General features: G+C 63.6%; 19 protein-coding genes. 10 read left to right on the plus strand and 9 right to left on the minus strand.

Annotated elements, in window-relative coordinates:
- The first annotated feature begins 1 nt into the window (after position 1).
- Positions 2–922, plus strand: a complete 921-nt coding sequence (locus tag GWL_RS17710; protein WP_008332772.1) for an ABC transporter permease — start codon at positions 2–4, stop codon at positions 920–922.
- 88 nt (positions 923–1,010) lie between these two features.
- A complete protein-coding gene (locus GWL_RS17715) occupies positions 1,011–2,150 on the plus strand; it encodes a BMP family ABC transporter substrate-binding protein (RefSeq protein WP_008332774.1) in 1,140 nt (379 codons plus the stop codon).
- Positions 2,151–2,241: 91 nt separating this feature from the next.
- Here the strand turns inward: GWL_RS17715 and GWL_RS17720 are convergent, their stop codons facing one another.
- Both GWL_RS17720 and GWL_RS17725 read right to left on the minus strand, forming a co-directional pair.
- Entirely contained in the window at positions 2,242–2,517 is a 276-nt protein-coding gene (locus GWL_RS17720) for a HigA family addiction module antitoxin (protein WP_008332775.1), read from the minus strand.
- A complete protein-coding gene (locus GWL_RS17725; RefSeq protein ID WP_081486095.1) occupies positions 2,514–2,762 on the minus strand; it encodes a type II toxin-antitoxin system RelE/ParE family toxin in 249 nt (82 codons plus the stop codon). Before GWL_RS17725 ends, GWL_RS17720 begins: the two co-directional genes overlap by 4 nt.
- Positions 2,763–3,002: 240 nt before the next feature.
- On the opposite strand from GWL_RS17725, the gene minC reads away from it, so the two are divergent.
- The 8 genes from minC to prmC all read left to right on the plus strand — a co-directional run bounded on the left by minC (position 3,003) and on the right by prmC (position 10,025).
- Entirely contained in the window at positions 3,003–3,779 is a 777-nt protein-coding gene (minC, locus tag GWL_RS17730; protein WP_008332777.1) for a septum site-determining protein MinC, read from the plus strand.
- Positions 3,780–3,851: 72 nt separating this feature from the next.
- On the plus strand, positions 3,852–4,667 hold the full coding sequence (minD, locus tag GWL_RS17735) for a septum site-determining protein MinD (RefSeq protein WP_008332778.1): 816 nt from the start codon (positions 3,852–3,854) through the stop codon (positions 4,665–4,667).
- A gap of 1 nt (position 4,668) precedes the next feature.
- Positions 4,669–4,938 carry a cell division topological specificity factor MinE gene (gene minE, locus GWL_RS17740; protein ID WP_008332780.1) on the plus strand — a complete coding sequence of 90 codons (270 nt, stop codon included), beginning with the start codon at positions 4,669–4,671 and terminating at the stop codon, positions 4,936–4,938.
- A 122-nt stretch (positions 4,939–5,060) separates the two neighbouring features.
- Entirely contained in the window at positions 5,061–5,789 is a 729-nt protein-coding gene (locus GWL_RS17745) for a response regulator transcription factor (RefSeq protein ID WP_008332783.1), read from the plus strand.
- 269 nt (positions 5,790–6,058) lie between these two features.
- Positions 6,059–7,351 carry a glutamyl-tRNA reductase gene (gene hemA, locus GWL_RS17750; RefSeq protein WP_008332785.1) on the plus strand — a complete coding sequence of 431 codons (1,293 nt, stop codon included), beginning with the start codon at positions 6,059–6,061 and terminating at the stop codon, positions 7,349–7,351.
- 107 nt (positions 7,352–7,458) lie between these two features.
- The gene (gene prfA, locus GWL_RS17755; RefSeq protein ID WP_034351363.1) at positions 7,459–8,538 is read left to right on the plus strand and encodes a peptide chain release factor 1; all 1,080 of its coding nucleotides are present in this window, start codon (positions 7,459–7,461) and stop codon (positions 8,536–8,538) included.
- Between the two features lie 159 nt (positions 8,539–8,697).
- A complete protein-coding gene (locus GWL_RS17760; RefSeq protein ID WP_008332789.1) occupies positions 8,698–9,192 on the plus strand; it encodes a disulfide bond formation protein B in 495 nt (164 codons plus the stop codon).
- On the plus strand, positions 9,192–10,025 hold the full coding sequence (gene prmC / locus GWL_RS17765) for a peptide chain release factor N(5)-glutamine methyltransferase (RefSeq protein WP_008332797.1): 834 nt from the start codon (positions 9,192–9,194) through the stop codon (positions 10,023–10,025). Before GWL_RS17760 ends, prmC begins: the two co-directional genes overlap by 1 nt.
- A 34-nt stretch (positions 10,026–10,059) precedes the next feature.
- Here prmC and GWL_RS17770 read toward each other — a convergent pair whose 3' ends face one another.
- The 7 genes from GWL_RS17770 to GWL_RS17800 form a co-directional block, all read right to left on the minus strand.
- A complete protein-coding gene (locus tag GWL_RS17770) occupies positions 10,060–13,653 on the minus strand; it encodes an indolepyruvate ferredoxin oxidoreductase family protein (protein ID WP_008332799.1) in 3,594 nt (1,197 codons plus the stop codon).
- 594 nt (positions 13,654–14,247) lie between these two features.
- Positions 14,248–15,129, minus strand: coding sequence for a phenylalanine 4-monooxygenase (gene phhA / locus GWL_RS17775; RefSeq protein ID WP_008332802.1), 882 nt, complete (start codon positions 15,127–15,129; stop codon positions 14,248–14,250).
- A gap of 80 nt (positions 15,130–15,209) precedes the next feature.
- Entirely contained in the window at positions 15,210–15,947 is a 738-nt protein-coding gene (locus tag GWL_RS17780) for a GNAT family N-acetyltransferase (RefSeq protein WP_008332805.1), read from the minus strand.
- Between the two features lie 13 nt (positions 15,948–15,960).
- Positions 15,961–17,193, minus strand: a complete 1,233-nt coding sequence (locus tag GWL_RS17785; protein WP_008332807.1) for a multifunctional CCA addition/repair protein — start codon at positions 17,191–17,193, stop codon at positions 15,961–15,963.
- 10 nt (positions 17,194–17,203) lie between these two features.
- Positions 17,204–17,905: a glutathione S-transferase family protein gene (locus tag GWL_RS17790; protein WP_008332809.1), complete on the minus strand. Its 702-nt coding sequence runs from the start codon at positions 17,903–17,905 to the stop codon at positions 17,204–17,206.
- A gap of 44 nt (positions 17,906–17,949) precedes the next feature.
- A complete protein-coding gene (locus tag GWL_RS17795) occupies positions 17,950–18,918 on the minus strand; it encodes a complex I NDUFA9 subunit family protein (RefSeq protein WP_008332811.1) in 969 nt (322 codons plus the stop codon).
- Positions 18,919–18,988: 70 nt separating this feature from the next.
- Positions 18,989–20,989, minus strand: a complete 2,001-nt coding sequence (locus tag GWL_RS17800; protein ID WP_034351366.1) for a lytic transglycosylase domain-containing protein — start codon at positions 20,987–20,989, stop codon at positions 18,989–18,991.
- Positions 20,990–21,018: the final 29 nt, after the last annotated feature.

A 21,018-nucleotide genomic window follows, 5' to 3' on the forward strand; every position in this document is an offset into this window, starting at 1 on the left:
CATGGAACAACTCGCTCCTCTCATCGCAGCCTCCATCAATGCCGGCACGCCCCTGCTGCTGGCGGCCATCGGGCTGTTGATCAATGAACGCTCCGGCGTGCTCAACCTGGGCGCCGAGGGCATGATGCTGGTGTCGGCCATCGCCGGCTTTGCGGTCGGCTATGCCACCAAGAGCCCGCTGCTGGGATTTGCTGCCGGGGCGGTGTGCGGCATGCTCATGGCCACGCTCTTTGCCTGGCTGGCGCTGCGCCTGGCCACCAACCAGGTGGCCACCGGCCTGGCGCTGTCGATCTTCGGTGCTGGCCTGTCGGCGTTCGTGGGCCAGCGCTTCGTTGGCCTGGCACTGCCGGCGCAACCGAATTCGATTCCGCTGCTGGGCGATATTCCCTTCCTGGGACAGGCGCTGTTCCATCAGCACTGGATGAGCTATGTCGCCTTCGCACTGTGCCTGGCCAGCATCTGGTTCCTTTATCGCACGCGCGCCGGGCTGGTCTTGCGCGCGGTGGGCGAGTCGCCTGAATCGGCGCACGCACTGGGTTATTCGGTGCGCGGCATCCGCTATCTGGCGCTGCTGTTCGGCGGCGCCTGCTGCGGTCTGGCCGGCGCCTACATGTCGCTGGTCTATACCCCGATGTGGGTCGAGGGCCTGGTGGCCGGCCGCGGCTGGATCGCGCTGGCCCTGACCGCCTTCGCCACCTGGCGTCCGGCACGGGTCTTGCTGGGGTCGCTGCTGTTCGGTGGCGTCACCATCGCCCAGTTCTACCTGCAGGGCATGGGGGTGACGGTGCCCTCGCAGATCCTGTCGATGGCACCTTACCTGGCCACCATCGTGGTGCTGGCGCTGATCTCGCGCAACCCTGACTGGATCCGCCTGAACATGCCGGCCTCGCTGGGCAAACCGTTCCGCCCGGGCGCTTCCTAAATTTTTTATATCATTTATATCGTTTATTTCGTTTAGTCGTTTTTGTAGCAGCACCTGCATTTATCCACTGACCTTGAGGGAGAACACAATGAAGATTTCGCGCAGGGCATCCTTGACGATGCTCGCCACCCTGGCGGCGGCAACCCTGATCGGTTGCGGCAAGAAGGAAGAACCCGCTGCCGCCGCGCCCGCTGCTGCGCCGGCTGCAGCTGCTCCGGCGGCTGATCCGCTGAAGGTCGCCTTCGTCTACATCGGCCCGGTCGGTGACGCCGGCTGGACCTTCGCGCATGACAAGGGTCGCAAGGCGGTCGAAGAGAAGTTCGGCGACAAGGTCAAGACCACCTTCGTGGAAAACATTCCTGAATCCGCCGCCGACGCCGAGCGCGTTTTCCGCCAGCTGGCCACCGATGGCAACAAGCTGATCTTCGGCACCACCTTCGGCTACATGGAAGCCATGCTCAAGGTCGCCAAGGAATTCCCGGACGTGAAGTTCGAACACGCCACCGGCTTCAAGACCGCCGACAACCTGGCGCAATACGACGTGCGCACCTATGAAGGCGCGTACCTGGCCGGCGTAGTCGCGGGCAAGATGAGCAAGTCCGGCAAGCTGGGCGTGGTGGCCTCGGTGCCGATTCCGGAAGTGATCCGCAACATCGACTCCTTCACCCTGGGCGCACGTTCGGTCAATCCGAAGGCGACCACTGCCGTGGTGTGGGTCAACAAGTGGTTCGACCCGGGCAAGGAACGTGAAGCGGCCACCACCCTGATCGGTCAGGGCGTGGACGTGCTCATGCAGAACACCGACTCGGCCGCCGTGGTGCAGACCGCGCAGGAAAAGGGTGTGTATGCCTTCGGCTGGGACAGCGACATGACCAGCTTCGGCCCCAAGGCCCACCTGGCCGCCTCGATGATCAACTGGGGCGTGTACTACACCGCCCGCGTGCAGGCCGTGCTGGATGGCACCTGGAAGAGCAGCACCAGCTGGATCGGCCTGAAGGACAACGGCATCGACCTGGCTGCCTTCAATCCTGACCTGCCGGCCGACGTGAAGACGCTGGTCGAAGAGCGCAAGAAGGCCATCATCGACGGCAGCGCGCCGATCTGGAAGGGTCCGATCAAGGACAATACCGGCAAGGAAGTCCTGGGCAAGGATGCCGTGGCGGATGACGGCTTCCTGCATGGCATCAAGTTCTACGTCGAAGGCGTGGACGGCAAGGTACCGGGCTGATCGATGGCCCATGCCGGGCGCTGCCATCCGGCGCCCGGATCGCGTTTGGTGAAGACCGCTGGCATCGTGAGGTGCCGGCGGTTTTGCATTGTCATGCCGTAATGCGTTCTATCACGGGACGCGCCAGCTTGCCGGCTGCATGCAGGTCGTACTGCAATTGCATGCCGGCCCAGAGCTCGGGACTGGTGCCGAAGGCCGCCGCCAGTCGATAGGCCATGTCCGGCGAGATGCCGGCAGCGCCATTGACGATCCGCTGCAGCGTGACACGGGCGACGCCCAGACGCATGGCTGCTTCCGTGACGGTCATCTCACCCAGATATTCCCTCAGGACCTCGCCCGGGTGCGGCGGGTTGAACATGCGCGTCATGACTGAGCTCCGTTGATTTGCATTAGGGCCTGTTCACATTCAATCTGTGAGATGCGTTGCCCCTTCAGAGCACCTTTGAGTGGATGCAGCGCCCATGCAGGCGCTGAGAGATCTTCCGGCCGGATGGCCTGTTCCAGCGCAGCCAGCTGCAACCGCAGCCTGCCCGCATGGGCGGCCTGAATGCCTGCCTTGCTGCCCGTCTCAAAGAAACGTTGCAGCCCTTTGTGTCGGGAACTCTTGATCATGGCGATCGATGTATCTTGTAGCGATACAACTTACAAGACTGGCGTTGCGTGTTCCGGGGCACTGGCTTTTTGCCACAAATATTTGGCAAATCGTCGACACCCACTGCGCCCCATCCTTGCCTGCCGAAAAGCCCCGCTCCACCGCTATCGCAGCCGCATCCAGCCTGTATAATGCACAGCCATCCCGGCTGGGAGGTCTGTATTTTTCTTCACTTTCCGCTGCATTGAACTACTGGATTTATGCAAAAAGCGCGCAAACCGATCGAAATCAAAATTTCCACTGTAGTTGCTATTTCAGCAATCTTGCATGAAACCGATCCGACTTCGCTGGAAAAAGCCCTGAAGGAGATGACTGGCGGCGTCGCCGATTTCTTCGAAGACGAATTCGCGGTGCTCGATATCGGCACCCTGGAGGCGACCGCCGCGGCGGCCATTGACTGGACTGCCGTGGTGGCGCTGTTCAAGCGCTTCCGCTTGAATACGGTGGCCGTGCGCAACGCGCCGGAAGAGTTGCACGGCGGCATCGTTGCCCATGGCCTGGCCATCGACAACTCGGCCGTGGCCGGTGCCGGTGCAGCCAACGCCCGTGCCCATGAAGCGGCCGCGCAGGAAGCCGCGCCGCCGCCCGCACCGGTGACCGCTGCCGCGCCGGCTGCGCCCGCTCAGCCCGCTGCGGTGGCCAACACCATCGTCATCGATACCCCGGTACGCGCCGGCCAGCGCATCTACGCGCGCGGGGCCGACCTGGTGGTGCTGGCCGTGGTCAACAATGGCGCCGAGCTCATCGCCGATGGCTGCATCCACGTCTACGCGCCGCTGCGCGGGCGGGCGCTGGCCGGTGCGTCGGGCAATACGGCTGCGCGCATCTTCGCCGCTTCACTGGAAGCGGAACTGGTTTCCATTGCGGGGGTCTATCGAACCTTCGAGAACGGTCATGCACCGGAGCTGGCCGGCAAGCAGGTGCAGGTGCGCCTGCAGGGCGAACGGATCGACGTGCTGCCGATGTCGGCCGCGTAAGGCGACGGTGTAAATCATATAAACGAATCCAGCCGGAACCGCCGGCGTACTGTTCTTCTTAAGGAGTTTTTCGTGGCAAAAATCATCGTTGTGACTTCGGGTAAGGGCGGCGTCGGCAAAACGACGTCCAGCGCCAGTTTCGCATCGGGCCTGGCCATGCGCGGCCACAAGACGGCCGTGATCGACTTCGACGTCGGTCTGCGCAACCTGGACCTGATCATGGGCTGCGAACGCCGGGTGGTCTACGACCTGATCAACGTGATCAACAAGGAAGCCACGCTGAACCAGGCCCTGATCAAGGACAAGCACTGCGACAACCTGTTCATCCTGCCGGCCTCGCAGACCCGCGACAAGGACGCCCTGACCGAAGAAGGCGTGGAGCGCGTGCTGACCGACCTGGCCAAGATGGACTTCGACTACATCATCTGCGACTCCCCCGCCGGGATCGAGCACGGTGCGGTGATGGCGCTGACCTTCGCCGACGAAGCCATCGTGGTCTCCAACCCGGAAGTGTCTTCGGTGCGCGACTCGGACCGCATCCTCGGCATCATCCAGGCCAAGTCGCGCCGCGCCTCCTCGGGCGGCGAGCCGGTCAAGGAGCACCTGCTCATCACCCGCTACGCGCCCAAGCGCGTGGAAGACGGCGAGATGCTGTCCTATACCGACGTGCAGGAAATCCTGCGCATCCCCTTGATCGGTATCATCCCCGAATCGGAAACCGTGCTGCAGGCTTCCAACCAGGGCTCCCCGGCCATCCACATGAAGGATAGCGACGTAGCCCAGGCCTATCAGGACGTGGTGTCGCGCTTCCTCGGCGAGACCGTCGAGCTGCGTTTCACCAACTATGAAAAGCCGGGCCTCCTGCAGCGCATCTTCGGAGGTAAGTGACATGTCCCTGCTTTCTTTCCTGTTCCCCAGCAAGCCCAAAAGTGCGGTGGCGGCGAAGGAGCGGCTGCAGATCATCATCGCCCGCGAACGTTCCAACGGTCGCCAGGGTCCGGACTTCCTGCCGGCGCTGCACAAGGAACTCATCGAGGTGATTTCCAAGTACACCAAGGTCGACGCCGACGACATCAAGATCTCGCTGGACCGCCAGGGCAACCTGGAAGTGCTGGACGTGAACGTGGTGCTGCCCGACAGCGACGTACCGGCTGCCTGAGCAGGCAGGTGCGCCATCCATGCTGGAAAAGGGCAGCCGCGGCTGCCCTTTTTGCCAATGCGGTCCACCCATCCGGGGCGCTGCGCGTTGACTGCCTTTGACTGCTGCCCCGAACTGATGCGATGAAAATCGGAATTCTTTCCAGAGACGCCGATACCGTGACCCTGGTCACGCAACTGGCCGATCGCCATGACTGCCAGGTCTACAGCGGCGTGGAGGGCTTCGCAGCCGCCTGTGCCGAGCGCGCCAATCTGGTCGTGCTGGACCTGGACGACCTGCAGCGCCATCAACATGCGGTGACCATGCTGGTCCAGCAGCACCGCCCTCCGGCGGCGTCCAAGGCGCGGCCGGTGGTGTTGCTGCTGTGTACGCCGGCCCACCAGCACTGGCTGCGCAATCTGCGCATGGCCGGAGCCGACGACTTCCTGGTCAAGCCGGTGGAGCGCCAGGAACTGGCCCTGCGGCTGGATCTGCTGTTGCTGGCTGCGCAACCCTATGAAGCCCCGCCCAGCGTGGTCGAAGCCGGTGGCTTCATGGTCGACCTGGCGCGCCTGCGCATCACCCATCCCGAGCGCCCCGGCCTGGACGCCACGCTCACCCGCAAGGAAGTCGAACTGGCCCTGCTGTTCATGCAGCACCTGGGCCGCCCGCTGTCGCGCGCCTTCCTGCGCGAACGCATCTGGGGCGCCGAGCCGGATACGCCGACCCGCACCATCGATACCCACGTCTCGCGCATCCGCACCAAACTCAAGCTGCATCCCGGCAACGGCTACCAGCTGGCTACCGTCTATGGCTACGGCTACCAGCTGGAACGCCTGGAAGGGATGGAAGAACCGCACCCGTCGGCATAGGCCCCGGCAGGAAAAGCTCGGCCCAAGCTGTTGCCGCCGTGCACAGCCATCTGTGCCAAGCCTGATCCATGTCAGGGACATATACCGATTATCAGGACACGCCCCAACCCCTCAATGGGCAAAGAGTATAATTATTCCCAAAACCGGGGCCGAATCTGTCTGATTTTGTACGAATTGCATGACATCCTACGTTTTTCATTCAGTTTCGCAGCCATAGAAGTGTATTTTCCCAGCTCATCGGCACTGCTGCCTTACTAGTCGATTCTTTCATGAATTTGCTCGCCGTCGGACTCAACCACACTACCGCGCCGGTCTCGCTGCGCGAAAAAGTGGCTTTCCCTGCTGACCAGATCGGTCAGGCGGTGGCGTCCGCACGCGCATGGTTTGGCGGGCATGACAAGATCGTGGCCTCGGGCGAGGCGGCCATCCTTTCCACCTGCAACCGTACCGAGCTCTATGCCGCAGCGGCTGCCGGCCCGGATGGTGTGGAATTCGCCATCGACCGTACCGCGCAGTTCCTGGCCGAGTACCACCAGATTGCCTACGCCGACCTGCGTCCGTATCTCTACTCGCTGCCGCAGGACAATGCCGTGCGCCATGCCTTCCGCGTCGCCTCCGGGCTGGATTCGATGGTGCTGGGCGAACCGCAGATCCTGGGCCAGATGAAAGATGCGGTGCGCCAGGCCGACGCCGCCGGTGGTCTGGGCACTTACCTGCATCAGCTGTTCCAGCGTACCTTCGCGGTAGCCAAGGAAGTGCGCAGTACCACCGAGATCGGCGCACATAGCGTCTCCATGGCGGCAGCGGCGGTGCGCCTGTCGCAACGCATCTTCGATTCGATCTCCGGCCAGAACGTGCTCTTCATCGGCGCGGGCGAGATGATCGAGCTGTGCGCCACGCACTTTGCGGCCCAGAATCCCAAGACCCTGACGGTGGCCAACCGCACCATGGAGCGCGGTGAAACCCTGGCCCATCGGTTCAGCGGTCGCGCCATCCGCCTGGCCGACCTGCCGGCACAACTGGCCAGCTTCGACATCGTGGTGTCCTGTACCGCCTCGCAGTTGCCCATCATCGGCCTGGGGCTGGTGGAACGGGCCGTCAAGGCACGCCGCCACAAGCCCATCTTCATGGTCGACCTGGCCGTGCCGCGCGATATCGAGGCCGAGGTCGGGCGCCTGGATGACGTCTTCCTTTACACCGTGGACGATCTGGCCTCCGTGGTCCAGAGCGGCGTGGAAAACCGCCAGGCGGCGGTGGCCCAGGCCGAAGCCATCATCGAAACCCGGGTGCAATCCTTCATGCACTGGATCGACAGCCGCGCCATGGTGCCGCTGATCCAGGACCTGCACGAAACCGGCGAGGCGCTGCGCCTGGCCGAACTGGAGCGCGCACGCCGCATGCTGGCCAAGGGCGAGGATGTGGAAGCGGTGCTCGACGCCCTCTCCAAGGGCCTGACCGCCAAGTTCCTGCACGGCCCGCAACAGGCCCTGCATCACGCCCAGGGCGAGCAGCGCAGCCAGCTGGTCTCGCTGCTGCCGCAACTGTTCCGCGCCAAGCGTTAGCGCTTCCCTCCCGCGTCTGACCGCTACCTGCGGCGGGTCATCCTGGGCCGTTCCTGCATGATGGCCGTGGCCTCCCTCATTGCTCACCGTTACCGAATTCCGACTCCATGAAACCCTCGATGCTCGCCAAACTCGACCAGCTCGCCGAACGGCTGGAAGAGCTCAACAGCCTGCTGGCGCAGGAAGATGCCACCGCCAGCATGGACAACTTCCGCAAGATGACCCGCGAACACGCCGAACTGGGCCCGCTGGTGGCGCTGTACCACGACTATGTGCAGGCCAGTGAAGATATCCGCACCGCTGGCGAACTGCTGTCGGACCCCGATATGAAGGCTTTCGCGCAGGAAGAAATCGACGCCGCCAGGGCACGCATGGAGGCGCTGGAGCTGGATCTGCAGAAGATGCTGCTGCCCAAGGATCCCAATGATGAACGAAACATCTTCCTGGAAATCCGCGCCGGAACGGGAGGTGACGAATCGGCCCTGTTTGCCGGCGACCTGCTGCGCATGTACACCCGCTATGCCGAACGCCAGCGCTGGCAGGTGGAAATCGTCTCGGCCTCCGAATCGGAACTGGGCGGTTACAAGGAAGTGATTGCCCGCATCGCCGGCTTCGGGGCCTATTCGCGCCTGAAGTTCGAATCCGGCGGCCACCGCGTGCAGCGCGTGCCGGCCACCGAGACCCAGGGTCGCATCCACACCTCCGCCTGCACGGTGGCGGTCATGCCCGAGGCCGACGAAGTCGAAGATGTGGACATCAACCCGGCCGACCTGCGCATCGATACCTATCGTGCCTCCGGTGCCGGCGGGCAACACATCAACAAGACCGATTCGGCCGTACGCATCACCCACTTGCCTACCGGCATCGTGGTGGAATGCCAGGACGACCGCAGCCAGCACAAGAACAAGGCGCAGGCCATGAAGGTGCTGGCCGCCCGGATCAAGGATGTGCAATTGCGCGAGCAGCAATCCAAGGAGGCCGCCACCCGCAAGTCGCTGATCGGCTCGGGCGACCGCAGCGAGCGCATCCGCACCTACAACTTCCCGCAGGGGCGCATGACCGACCACCGCATCAACCTGACGCTCTACAAGCTCGATTTCATCATGGATGGCGATCTGGATGAGCTGACCAACGCCCTCATCACCGAGCATCAGGCCGAACTGCTGGCGCAACTCGGCGACGACTAGGGCCTGCGCTCAAAATTGCCTGCGCGGGCAGCATGCACGCAGGCAAGGACTTCTCTACAATCGCGTCATGGCGAAAAAGCCGGTCAGGTTTCCGCCTGGCTTTGCGCTCCGAAGGTCCCGATGCCGTATCCCCATTAATGAATCACTGAATCCTCAACCATGAAATCATCCAAAGCGGTTTTCCTGCTGGTAGCGCTGGTCTGCGCCGCCCTGCTGGGCGTTGCCATGTACCTGCAGATCGTCGAAGAAATGCAGCCCTGCCCGCTGTGCGTGATCCAGCGCTACATGTTCATGCTGGTGGGCGCCTTCGCCCTGCTCGGTGCCCTGATGCCGGAAGCGGCCCGCCGCGGCAGCGCCGGTCTGGGCCTGCTGGCCGCACTGGGCGGCGCCGGCACGGCGATCTGGCATCTGTACGTGAAGGCGCATCCGGGAGTCTCCTGCACCACCGATCCGCTGGAAACGGCACTCAACCAGTTGCCCACCGTCAAGCTGTGGCCGCAGATGTTCACCGCCGACGGCTTCTGCTCGGCGCCCTGGCCACCGGTGTGGGGCTTGCAGATTCCGACCTGGTCGCTGATCTGGTTCGGCGTGCTGGCGCTGGTGCTGGCCGTGCAACTGTTCAAGCGCGCACCGCGCACCACGATCTGGAAGTGATGGAGCCGCTCTCCAGCTATGCCGGCTGCACCCTGGCCACCGTACTGAAGACGGCGCCGCTGGATCCGCTGGAGAACCGCATCCTGCTGTGCCACGCGCTGCGCATCACGCGTGTGCAGCTGATCACCCAATCCGAGCGCCGTCTCACCGCCGACGAGTCGGTGCTGCTCACGGCCCTCTACACCCGCCGCCTGCGCGGCGAGCCGATTGCCTACATCGTCGGCCAACGTGAATTCTATGGACTGGATTTGCGCGTCACGCCAGATGTGCTGATCCCCCGCCCCGATACCGAGCTGCTGGTGGAACTGGCGATGGAACGATTGCCGCAGGACGGCGCGCTGCTGGACATGGGCACCGGTTCGGGCGCGATTGCCATCGCCATCGCCCGTACGCGGCCCGATGCGGTGGTAACGGCACTGGACGCGAGTGCTGCTGCCCTGGCCATCGCGCGCGAGAACGCCACGGCCAACCAAGTCCGCGTGACGTTGCTGGAAAGCGACTGGTACGCCGCGCTGCCCCGCGATCAGCGCTTTGCGGTGATTGCCTCCAACCCGCCGTATATTGTCGCAGGCGATGTTCATCTCTCGCGTGGTGACCTGCGTTTTGAGCCGGTTGATGCGCTGACCGACCACGGCGATGGCTTGAGCGATCTGCGCAGCATCATCGATGGCGCGCCGGCGCATCTGCTGCCCGGTGGCTGGCTGCTGATGGAGCATGGCTATGATCAGGCTGCCGCAGTACGCGGACTGCTCTGCGGCACCGGCTTCGCCGAAGTGCAGAGCTGGCGGGATCTGGCCGGTATCGAACGGGTCAGCGGTGGCCGCCTGGCCTGATCCGCTGACCGTTCCTGACCTCACCACAACTTTCTCAGGCGGCCCGCTTGCCGCCTCCTGGCGGCGAATGCGGCTGCTCAGACGATCCCTCTTCCAGCTGTGCCAGCAAGGCGGCCTGTTTCTGCAGAGCCGCTTTCAGATGGCGTTCCTTGACGTGACCGTAGCCGCGAATGTCTTCCGGAATCCGGGCCACGGCAATCACCTGCTCCAGGTTCTCGGGCGTGAGCCGCGCCAGCAGGCGTGAGAGCGTGGCGCGATAGTCGGTGATCAGGGCCCGCTCCTGCTTGCGTTCGTCGGTGTAGCCGAAGGGATCGAAGGCCGTGCCGCGCAAGAAGCGTAATTTCGCCAGTACGCCAAAGGCCGGCATCATCCAGCTGCCGAAAGCCTGCTTGCGCAGATGCCCCTTGTCATCGCGCCTGGCCAGCAGCGGCGGTGCAAGATGGAAGCGCAGCTTGTAATCGCCCTCGAACATGCCGGCGATCTTGGCGCGGAAGGCGGGCTCGGTGTAGAGGCGCGCAACTTCGTACTCATCCTTGTAGGCCATGAGCTTGAAGAGACCGGTCGCTACTGCGCGGCTCAGTTTGAGGCCGCGTCCGGCCTCACCCAGCGCGCTCTCGCGTGCACGCACTTCTTCCACGGCATCGCGATAGCTGCGCGCATAGGCGGCATTCTGGTAATCGGTCAGGAAGGCCACGCGACGTTCCACCAGTTCCTCCAGACTCGGCGTGCGCTTGAATTCGATCACCTGCGCCGTCATGCCGTTGCGGCCCGCAGCGGCCAGTACGAAGTCGACATCGTGCGCGGCCACGCGGCCCCAGGCGAAGGCCTGCTGGTTGAACTCCACCTGCAGCGCATTGAGCTCGATGGCGCGCAACAGCGCCGCTTCGGACAAGGGCACCCAGCCCTTTTGCCAGGCATAGCCGAGCATGAACATGTTGGTCGCGATGGCATCGCCCATGAGCGCCGTGGCGATGCGGCCCGCATCGATCAGGGACAGATTGTCACGACCACAGGCTCTGGCGATCTCGCCTTCGCTGGAGGCGGTGGGGAATTGCCAGTCCGGATTGCGCACGAAGGCAGCAGTCGGCATCTGCGTCGAATTGACCGCTGCATGGGTACGTCCCTCGCCCATCCGAGAGAGCGCATCGCGCCCGGCGGTGACGATGACGTCGCAGCCAATCACCAGATCGGCCATGCCGGTGCCCACGCGGGTGGACTGGATGTGGTCCGGGTCTTCGGCCACGCGCACGTGCGACATCACCGGCCCGCCCTTCTGGGCCAGTCCGCTCATGTCCAGCACGGAACAGGCACGCCCTTCGACATGGGCGGCCATGGCGATGATCTGGCCGATGGTGATCACGCCCGTGCCGCCCACGCCGGTGACCACGATGCCGTAAGGCTGGGCCAGACCCGGCAGCACCGGCTCGGGCAGCGTCGGCAAGGCCGGACCGGATTGTGCCTTGGCGCGCGCGGGCTTCTTCAACTGGCCGCCTTCCACCGTCACGAAGCTGGGGCAGAAACCGTTTACGCAGGAATAGTCCTTGTTGCAGGACGACTGATTGATCTGGCGCTTGCGGCCGAACTCGGTTTCCAGCGGCTCCACTGAGAGGCAGTTGGACTGCACGCTGCAATCGCCGCAACCTTCGCACACTGCCTCATTGATGACGGCACGCCTGGCCGGGTCGGGATAGGCATTGCGTTTGCGACGACGGCGCTTTTCCGATGCGCAGGTCTGGTCATAGATCATGGCCGACACACCCGGCTGCTCGCGCAGTTCGCGCTGTACCGCATCGAGTTCGCTACGGTGACGGATGGTCACGCCCTCGGCCCATTGGGTGCCGGCCGGATACTTGTCGGGCTCGTCGGTGACCACGATGATGGGCCGAACGTTTTCGGCCGCCAGCTGGCGCGAGATCATGGCCGGATCGAGCGGACCATCGAACTCCTGGCCACCGGTCATGGCCACGGCATCGTTATAGAGGATCTTGTAGGTGATGTTGACCTTGGCCGCAACCGAGGCGCGCACCGCCAGCAGACCGGAATGGAAATAGGTGCCATCCCCCAGGTTGGCGAAGACGTGTTTCTCCGTTGTGAACGGCGCCTGCCCGACCCAGGTCACGCCCTCGCCACCCATGTGGGTGAAAAGCTGGGTCTCGCGGTCCATCCAGGTGACCATGTAGTGGCAGCCGATACCGGCCAGGCCACGGCTGCCCTCGGGCAGTTTGGTGGAGGTATTGTGCGGACAGCCCGAGCAGAAATGCGGTATGCGGTCCTTGTCGGGATCGGGCTTGCTGCTGATATTGAGGGCGGCTTCCTTGGCTTCGAGATAGGCCACGCGGGTGCGTACGCGCTGCTCCACCGGATGGCCGGCGAAATAGCGCGAGATGCGCGTGGCAATCGCGCGTGCGATCTGCGCCGGATTGAGTTCATAGGTGGCCGGCAGCAACCAGTTGCCATGGCCTTCGCGCTGCGAACCGCTCCACTCGCCGGTGTCATCGAATTTGCCGACCACACGCGGACGGACATCGTCGCGCCAGTTGTAGAGTTCTTCCTTTAACTGGTATTCAAGAATCTGACGCTTCTCCTCGACCACCAAAATCTCATCCAGACCCTGCGCGAATTCACGCACACCTTCGGCTTCCAGCGGCCAGGTCATGCCGACCTTGTAGAGGCGAATACCGATGTCGGCCGCGACCTGTTCATCAATGCCCAGATCTTCCAGCGCCTGTCGCGTATCGAGATAGGACTTGCCGGCGGTGATGATGCCGATGCGCGCACGCGGGCTGTCCCAGATGATGCGATTCAACTTGTTCACGCGCGCATAGGCCAGCGCGGCATACCACTTGTAGTTGATCATCCGCGCTTCCTGGCCCAGCACGGTGTCGGGCACGCGGATATTGAGGCCATCGGGCGGAAGTTCGAAGTCCGGTAACTGGATCTTCACGCGCTCCGGATCGATCATCACCGACATGCCCGATTCGACCAGGTCGGTCACGCATTTCATCGCCACCCACAAACCGGTGTAGCGGCTCATGGCCCAGCCATGCAGGCCGTAGTCGAGATACTCCTGCACCGAGGACGGATAGAGCACCGGAATGCCGCAAGCCTTGAGGATATGCTCGCTCTGATGTGCAGCGGTGGAGGACTTGGCGGCGTGGTCATCGCCGGCAATCACCAACACACCACCATGCTTTGACGTGCCGGCCATGTTGGCGTGCTTGAAGACGTCACCGCAACGATCCACCCCCGGGCCCTTGCCATACCACAGCGAGAACACGCCATCGTATTGCGCACCCTTGAAGAGATTGACCTGCTGCGTGCCCCACACGCTGGTGGCAGCCAGGTCTTCGTTCATGCCGGGATGGAACCTGATCTGCCTGGCTTGCAGGTATTTGCGCGCCTTCTCGGCGGTCTGGTCCACCGAACCCAAGGGGGAACCGCGATAGCCGGTGATGAAGCCGGCGGTATTCAGTCCGGCGCGTTCATCGTATTGCCGCTGCAGCATCGGCAGGCGGATCAGCGCCTGGATGCCGGTCATGAAGACGCGGCCGCGCTCCAGCGCATATTTGTCATCCAGGGATACATCGTCCAGCAGCAGGCGTTGCCCGGCGGGTAGGGGTGCGTTCATGTGGTCTCCGTGCCAAAAATCTTGTTTTTGCCTTGCACATGCCCCCGTCAGTGACGCGCCATGCAGTGTCGCCGCAGGACTACGCCGGTCTGTCGGGAATCGGGAACACCTCGGTCTTGTGGATCGGGTGTCTTCAAGTTGTAGTGTCAAGTTAGCACAAGGGTGACCGGCCCGCTACGCGCGCCGCAGCAGGGTTTCCGGGCCGTTTTGGCATGCAGGAAACACTTTCCGCAAGTCCTGCGGCGTTTGGCAGGATGCAGAGAAGAAAATGCCGGAAAGCTGAAAACAACAATATTTCCGGCTGAAAAAAAAGGGCGGCAAGCGGCCCAAGTGTTACAAGCAAGACGCGAATGTAACAGCCCGTAAAAGCCATTGGAACGGCCCGGTGGCTGGCGTTTAATAGACCTCACTTGAACAGCGATTGATTGGTATCCGTTACTGTGCAAGGTTCCTCCCCTCTAGTGTTGAAAGCACCACTAGCTCGCGGATCCGGCCTCCCCTGTCGGATCCGCTTTTTTTATGTGTGATTGTTCCGGCCACGAAAAAGCCGGGCGCATGGCCCGGCTGTGCTGGAGGTGTGCTGCACTGTCGTCGTCAGCGGTTGGGGGCGAAGCTGGTCTCGCCCGGCAACAGCGTATTGGCCGGCAAAGCTTCCTGCTGCTTGAGCCTTTCATAGAGCGGCGTGAAGTCCGGCGCGGTATCGTTGAAGAGCTGCTCGAAATCCTTGATGACGAAATAGGTCTCCTGATAGGTATCGATCTTGTAGAGCGTGCGCATGATGCGCTCCACTTCAAACGGCACGCGGCGCGGCTGGTCGCTGGAGAGGCAATACTCGACCTCGCCGCCCGAGGACAGGATGCCGGCGCCATAGATGCGCAAACCCTCCTTGCTCTGGATCAGACCGAACTCGATGGTGTACCAGTACAGGCGCGCCAGGTAGGCCAGGCCGTCGAGCTTGAGGGCCTTCAAGCCACCCTTGCCGTATTCCTGCAGGTGATTGGCGAAGACGGGATTGAACAGCAGCGGCACGTGACCGAAGAAATCATGAAACAGGTCGGGCTCGACGATGTAATCGAACTCGTGCTCTTCACGCAGCCACACCGTGACCGGGAAGCGGCGATTGGCCAGGTGCTCGAAGAAGGTGTGATCCGGCACCAGACCGGGCACAGCCACCAGTTGCCAGCCAGTGGCCTTGTAGAGCGCTTCGGTAGTGCGATCAAAGCGCGGGATGCCTTGCGAGACATCGAGGGCCTTGAGGCTGTCGATGAAGACATCACAGGCGCGGCCGGGAATGAGCCGGGCCTGGCGTTCATAGAGACGACGCCACAGCGCATGCTGGGCCGGCGTGTAGCTGTCCCAGTTCTGGGCCACGACGTAGTTGGCGTCGGCCTGGCTGTAGTCGCCGCGCAAGGCGCCGCTATCGGACTTGGTGGCGACGGTGGCGAAGAAATCATCGGTGTTGGGATTGGTGCTCATGGCATACCCGTTATCAAAGTGAGGCGCATATTATGCGCTCCCTGCAGGGGATGGTCATGTGCGCTTGCGCAAGAAGCGCGTCAGGCAGGGGGCGGTGGCGCGCCGTCGCCTTTCTTCTTCGCGCCGATGCCGGTCACGCGCGCTCCCCATTTCAACAGGGCCTTGAAGTTGGCCTTGACGATGTAATCCAGCATGGCGACCTGCTCTTCCAGCGCTTCCTGAAACACGGTGGCCGAATTGGCGGGCTTGATCTTGAGATAGGCATCGGCCTCGCCGTAGTCGCGGTGGATCTCCATGCCGGCCTTCTTGGCGATGTGCATCATCACCTTGTTCGACGAGAGACAGTGCATGTACAGCGTATCGACGTCGGCATTGCGACAGTGCATCGACGCCCGCATGAACAGGCGCGTGCCAACACCGAGCCCGCGCGCGGCCGCCGTTACCGACACCCCGAACTCGGCTACCACCGGCTTGATGGTGGCACCGCTGATGCGCGTACTCTCCTTGGGCGCAAAGGCCAGGTGGCCCACACCCAGAAGACGCAGGCGGCGATCATACACACCGAAGACGGTATCGCGTTCGAAGTTGATGCCTTCCACGTAGCGCGTGACCATCTCGTCGGAGAGCTTGGAACCGAAACGCAGCAGGCGGTCCTTCTCTTCCAGCGCGAGGAAGTGGCGCAGCAAGTGGCGACGCGCGCGCGGCGAGAGTTCCTTGACGAAGACATTGGGCTTGTCCGGCTTCTCCTCATGCGCTTGCGGTGGCGCCCCATGCCGGCCACGCAGGCGCTGCAGAAACCGGGACAGGGGATGGCTCATGGTGCAGTCTCCCTCAAGGCTGTGCCGGACGATGCTGCTCGACGTAAGTCGCCACCTGCGCCGTACGCGCCGCCAGGATGGCATCGGCAATGCGCTGCGGCTGGGTCTGCTGCTGCGCGATGGCACCGGCATCGATGGCGCTGGCGGCCTGCAACGCGCCTTCCAGATAGGCCGCCTGCGGGAAGGGCTGCAACTCCAGTCCGGTGCGGCCACGATGATCGCATTCCGAGGCGCGCAGCATGTCGAGGAAGCGCTGCGGTTTGCGGAAGGCGTCACAGCGTGCGAAGAACTTGACCAGGGTACCGGGACGCATCTCGAAGCAGCGTCCCACATTGCCATGTTCGCGTGCGGTCATGAGTGCCAGATCGCGGCACTCGCCGGGGACTTTCAGGCGCGCACAGACCTGCTCGACAAGCCGCTCGCTGCGCGCTTCATGACCATGATGGCGCGGCCAGATCTCGGGCGGCGTGGTGCCTTTGCCGAGGTCGTGCAACAGCGCGGCAAAACGGATCGGCAATGAAAAATCCTGCGCGGCGGCCCAGTCGACCACCAGCATCACATGCACACCGGTATCGATTTCCGGATGCCACTTCTCCGGTTGCGGCACACCCCACAAGGCATCGAGTTCGGGCAGGATGCGCTGCAAGGCACCGCAGACGCGCAAGACCTCGAACATGCGCGAAGGCTTGTGCTCCATCAATCCGCGCGACAGTTCCTGCCAGACGCGTTCCGGCACCAGCGCATCGACTTCGCCCTCATCGACCATGCGCTGCATGAGCGCATTGGTTTGCGGCGCCACCGTGAAATCGGCGAAGCGCGCCGCAAAGCGCGCCACACGCAGGATGCGGACCGGGTCTTCGACGAAGGCGTCAGAGACATGGCGAAATACGCGCGCCTCAAGGTCGGCACGACCGTGATACGGATCGACCAGGGTACCATCCTCATCCTGCGCCATCGCATTGATGGTGAGGTCACGGCGCGCAAGATCATCTTCCAGCGTCACATCGGGCGCGGCGTGGAAATCGAAGCCCTTGTAACCGGGCGCGGTCTTGCGCTCGGTGCGGGCCATGGCATATTCCTCGTGGGTCTCGGGATGGAGGAACACCGGGAAGTCCTTGCCCACCGGGCGGAAACCCAGTGCCAGCAACTGCTCCGGCGTAGCACCGACGACCACGTGGTCGCGGTCCTTCACCGGCAGGCCCAGCAAGCCGTCGCGCACTGCGCCGCCGACGGTGTAGGTCTTCATCGGCTGCGCCTCACTGGTGATCCGGAAGGATTTCCTTCTCGGCCAGCGCCTCGGCGATCCAGCGCGCCACCGCCGGGTGCTCGCGCACGCGGTCGGCATAGGCTTGCAGGGCCGGTGCCAGCGGCACCTGGTAGCTGACGAAGCGCATCACCACCGGCGCATAGAAGGCGTCGGCAATGGAGAAGTCACCGAAGAGGAATTGATGATGACCGAATTGCGAGAGGCACTCTTCCCAGATCTCGCATACCCGCGCGATATCGGCCTGCGCCTCGGCGGTACGTCCCTTGCCCGGATGGCGGCCACGAATATCCATGCTCATGGCAGTACGCAGGCCGGTGAAACCGGAGTGCATCTCCGCACAGATGCTGCGCGCGATGGCGCGCGCGTCGGTGCGCGCCGGCCACAGGTGGCGGTCGGGGAATTGCTCGGCCAGGTATTCGCAGATGGAGAGCGAATCCCAGATCGCGATGTCGCCATCGAGCAGCACCGGCACGCGGCCCGAGCCGGTGTAGCGGGCGATTTCGTTGGCGGTCTCGGGCTGGTCCAGCAGCACGCGCACTTCCTTGAAGGGGATGTCGAAGGCCACGGCAGCAACCCAGGGGCGCATCGACCAGGACGAATAATTCTTGTTGGCGATCACCAACGTGGGCATGTGGCGTCCGGCTTTTTGCAGCGTTTCGGACAGGACAGGATCCAGTTCTGTATCTTGCATGAGGGCTCGTTTCTCGAAGATCAAAGGCGCAGCGACTGAACCATTCAGCGCCGCGCGGTGCTACGGAAGAAGTCGAATTGCTGTTGCGGGCTGCGCGGCAGGAGATAACCGGGGACGATATCTTCCAGCGCGCGTGGCGTGAGCTGCAGTTCGGGGGCAACAGGTCCGTGCAGGACGTTGTCCACCTTCATCGAGGCCACATTGTCGCGGCTCATCAGTTTGCCCGGCAGGTGTTCCAGCGCGAAGGCCTGCAGCCAGCCGGCCGCATCGGGCAAGCCGATCACCGGGCGCGGATGACCGCTGTACCAGCCCGACAGGCGCACCAGCTCGCGCAGCGTATATTGCTTGGGTCCGCCCAGTTCAAACACCTTGCCGCCCAGCCGCGGCAGCGCCAGGGCATTGACGAAGGCCTGTGCCACATCACCCACGTAGACCGGCTGGAAGCGCGCATCAGGACTGCCCAGCGGGATCACCGGGAACATGCGGTTCAACCCGGCGAACATGTTGATGAAATTGTCGCCCTCGCCAAACACTACCGAGGGACGGAAGATCGCCACGTCCAGCGCGGGTGAGGCCAGGGCCTCCTGCTCGCCGGCCGCCTTGGAACGCAGATACATCGACGGCGCTTGGGCATCGGCGCACAGTGCGCTCATGTGCAGGTAGCGCGCCACGCCCTGCTGCGCGCAAGCGGCGACGATACGGCGTGGCAGCACCACGTGCTGGCGCTCGAAATCCGGACCGTAGGACGCACCGCCCCGGGCCGGGCGCGACTGCAGGATGCCGACCAGATTGATGACCACATCGGCCTCGGCCACCAGGCGCGCCAGCACGGCATCGTCATGGATATCGGCCTGGACCACGCTGACCACGGGCGAGACCAGCAGATGCTTGGCGCGCTCGTAGCGGCGCGTGGGTACCATGACGCGATAGCCGGTGGTGCTGCCCAGCAGTTCGATCAAGCGGGTGCCGATGAAGCCGGAACCACCGATGACGAGGATCTTCTTGACTGCCATTTATCACTCTCCGATTTCCAGGAACCGCTGGCGGCCGCCTCCGCCGGGGACGTCGGCCGGCGTGATGGGATCAGGGCAGGTCGGTGGCGACGTTGGCATTGGGTGCCACCGTTCCCAGGCGCTGCTTCAGGGATTGCGGGCGGTTCTCGAACATGGCCGCATAGTAGGTCGCATTGGACATCACGTTCTTGACATAGCCCCGGGTTTCATTGAAAGGAATGATCTCGGCAAAGATGGCCCCTTCCACCGGACGCGGCAAGGTCGCGCGCCAGCTGCGCGGACGACCGGGGCCGGCATTGTAGCCGGCGGTGGCCAGGATCTCCGAGCCTTCCAGGTTGTTGAGCACCATGTCCAGATAGCTGGTGCCCAGCAGCAGGTTGGTGTTGATGTCGTTGACCTGATCGGCGGTGAACTCGGTCATGCCGATCTTCTTGGCGACGAACCTGGCAGTGGCGGGCATGAGCTGCATGAGGCCGGAGGCCCCCACGTGCGAACGGGCCGACTTGATGAAGCGCGACTCCTGTCGGATCAGTCCATAGACCCAGGCGTTTTCCATCCCCAACGGGCGCGTGGCCGCATTCATCTCGGGCAGGTGCGGGGCCGGGAAACGCTGGGTGAAATCGAACTCGCTCCTGGTGCGATCGGACGTATTGACCATGCGGTCCAGCACGTCGTTCTGGCGCGCGTATTCGGCCGCGGCCAGCAACTGGCGGTCATTCATGTTGCGCAGTTCCCAGTTCCATTCGCGGATGGCTTCGAAACGCAGGTTCAACTGATAGAACTTGAGCGAACGCTTGAAGCCGGCATTCTGCGAATACAGCGCCACCTCGCCCGCGCCCGGCGGCGTCGGGCCCGGCGGGATGGTAATCTGCTGGCCCAGTTCCTCCTGCGCCAGCTGACCATAGAAACTGAAGTTGGGCGCGATCGATTCGAACAGGCGGCGGGCTGCCTCGTTCTGGCCTTCGGCCTTGAGCGCCCGGCCCAGCCAGTAGACCCAGGTGGTATCGCTGCGCAGCGGGGCCGGCATGGCTTCGATGGTCTTGCGCACGGTCTTCCAGTCGCCGTCGCGCAGGGCCATGCGCACCTTCCATTGCATCGCGTCCTGGGTCAGGGGCGCATCCTTGGCTTTGCGCCAGTACTCCGAGGCTTCCGGCGCCAGCTTGTAGGAGGCCGACAGGGCGATCTGCGCCCAGCCCTGCGCGACTTCCTGCGGGCTCAGGGTGCGCGCGGCATCGCTGAGGTAGGTGGCAGCCTGGGACGGATTGCTCCTGGCGATGCGACCCAGGGCAATGATGTAGAGCTGGTGGTTGGCGGCGCCCCGGCCAGGCCCCTTGGCCAGCATCAGTGCCGGGCGTTCCATCACCCGGGTCACGCTGACATCGCCATTGTCGACCAGCACGGCCGCGCGGCGGGCCACGGTGGCATTGCCATTCTCGGCGGCCTGGCGGATCTGGAACCAGACGTCGGCATCGCTGAACTGGCCATTCTGCGCCAGCGTGGCGATGAGGTCGCTGCAACCCTGGCCGTAGTCCTTGGGATTGGTCAGCAGAGCCCGCGCCTCCTCGGCGACGTTGGCACCCTTGAGCGCGCGCGAGTTCAGGGCGAAGCACTTGACCTGGGTATCGTCGTTGAGCACGAACAGGAGATACTGCTCATCGAAAACGGTCCAGTTGCCGGTCTTGCCCAGGGCCAGCAACCAGTCGTTGCGCAGGCGATCGACGATGGCCTGGCCATCCCAGCGAGCCAGGAAATCGCGGATCTCCTGTTCGCTGGCGCTGTAGTCGCGCACACGGGGCTTGAGGCGATAGTAGTCGACATAGGATGCCAGCTCGTAGCCCGAGAGCCGTGAGGCCAGGTCTTGCGCCAGCGCGGCATTGTCGCTGGCGGCGGCCTGGCGCAGGGCCAGGAAGAGATCGTCAGGGGAGGCGTCCGGCGCCACACGCTTCTGGGCGTGGGCAGCAGGCGCAACACCAAGCATGGCAGCGCTGGCCAGTGCCAGGGGGAGCGCCAGGGAGGCGGCCAGCGCACGCAGGCGCTGGTTGAACGGATGATTCTTCGGACGCATACTCATGCAGGCTTCTTCTTGCAGATTGGTGAAAC

The organism is Herbaspirillum sp. GW103 (assembly GCF_000261365.1).
Taxonomy (GTDB): domain Bacteria; phylum Pseudomonadota; class Gammaproteobacteria; order Burkholderiales; family Burkholderiaceae_D; genus Herbaspirillum.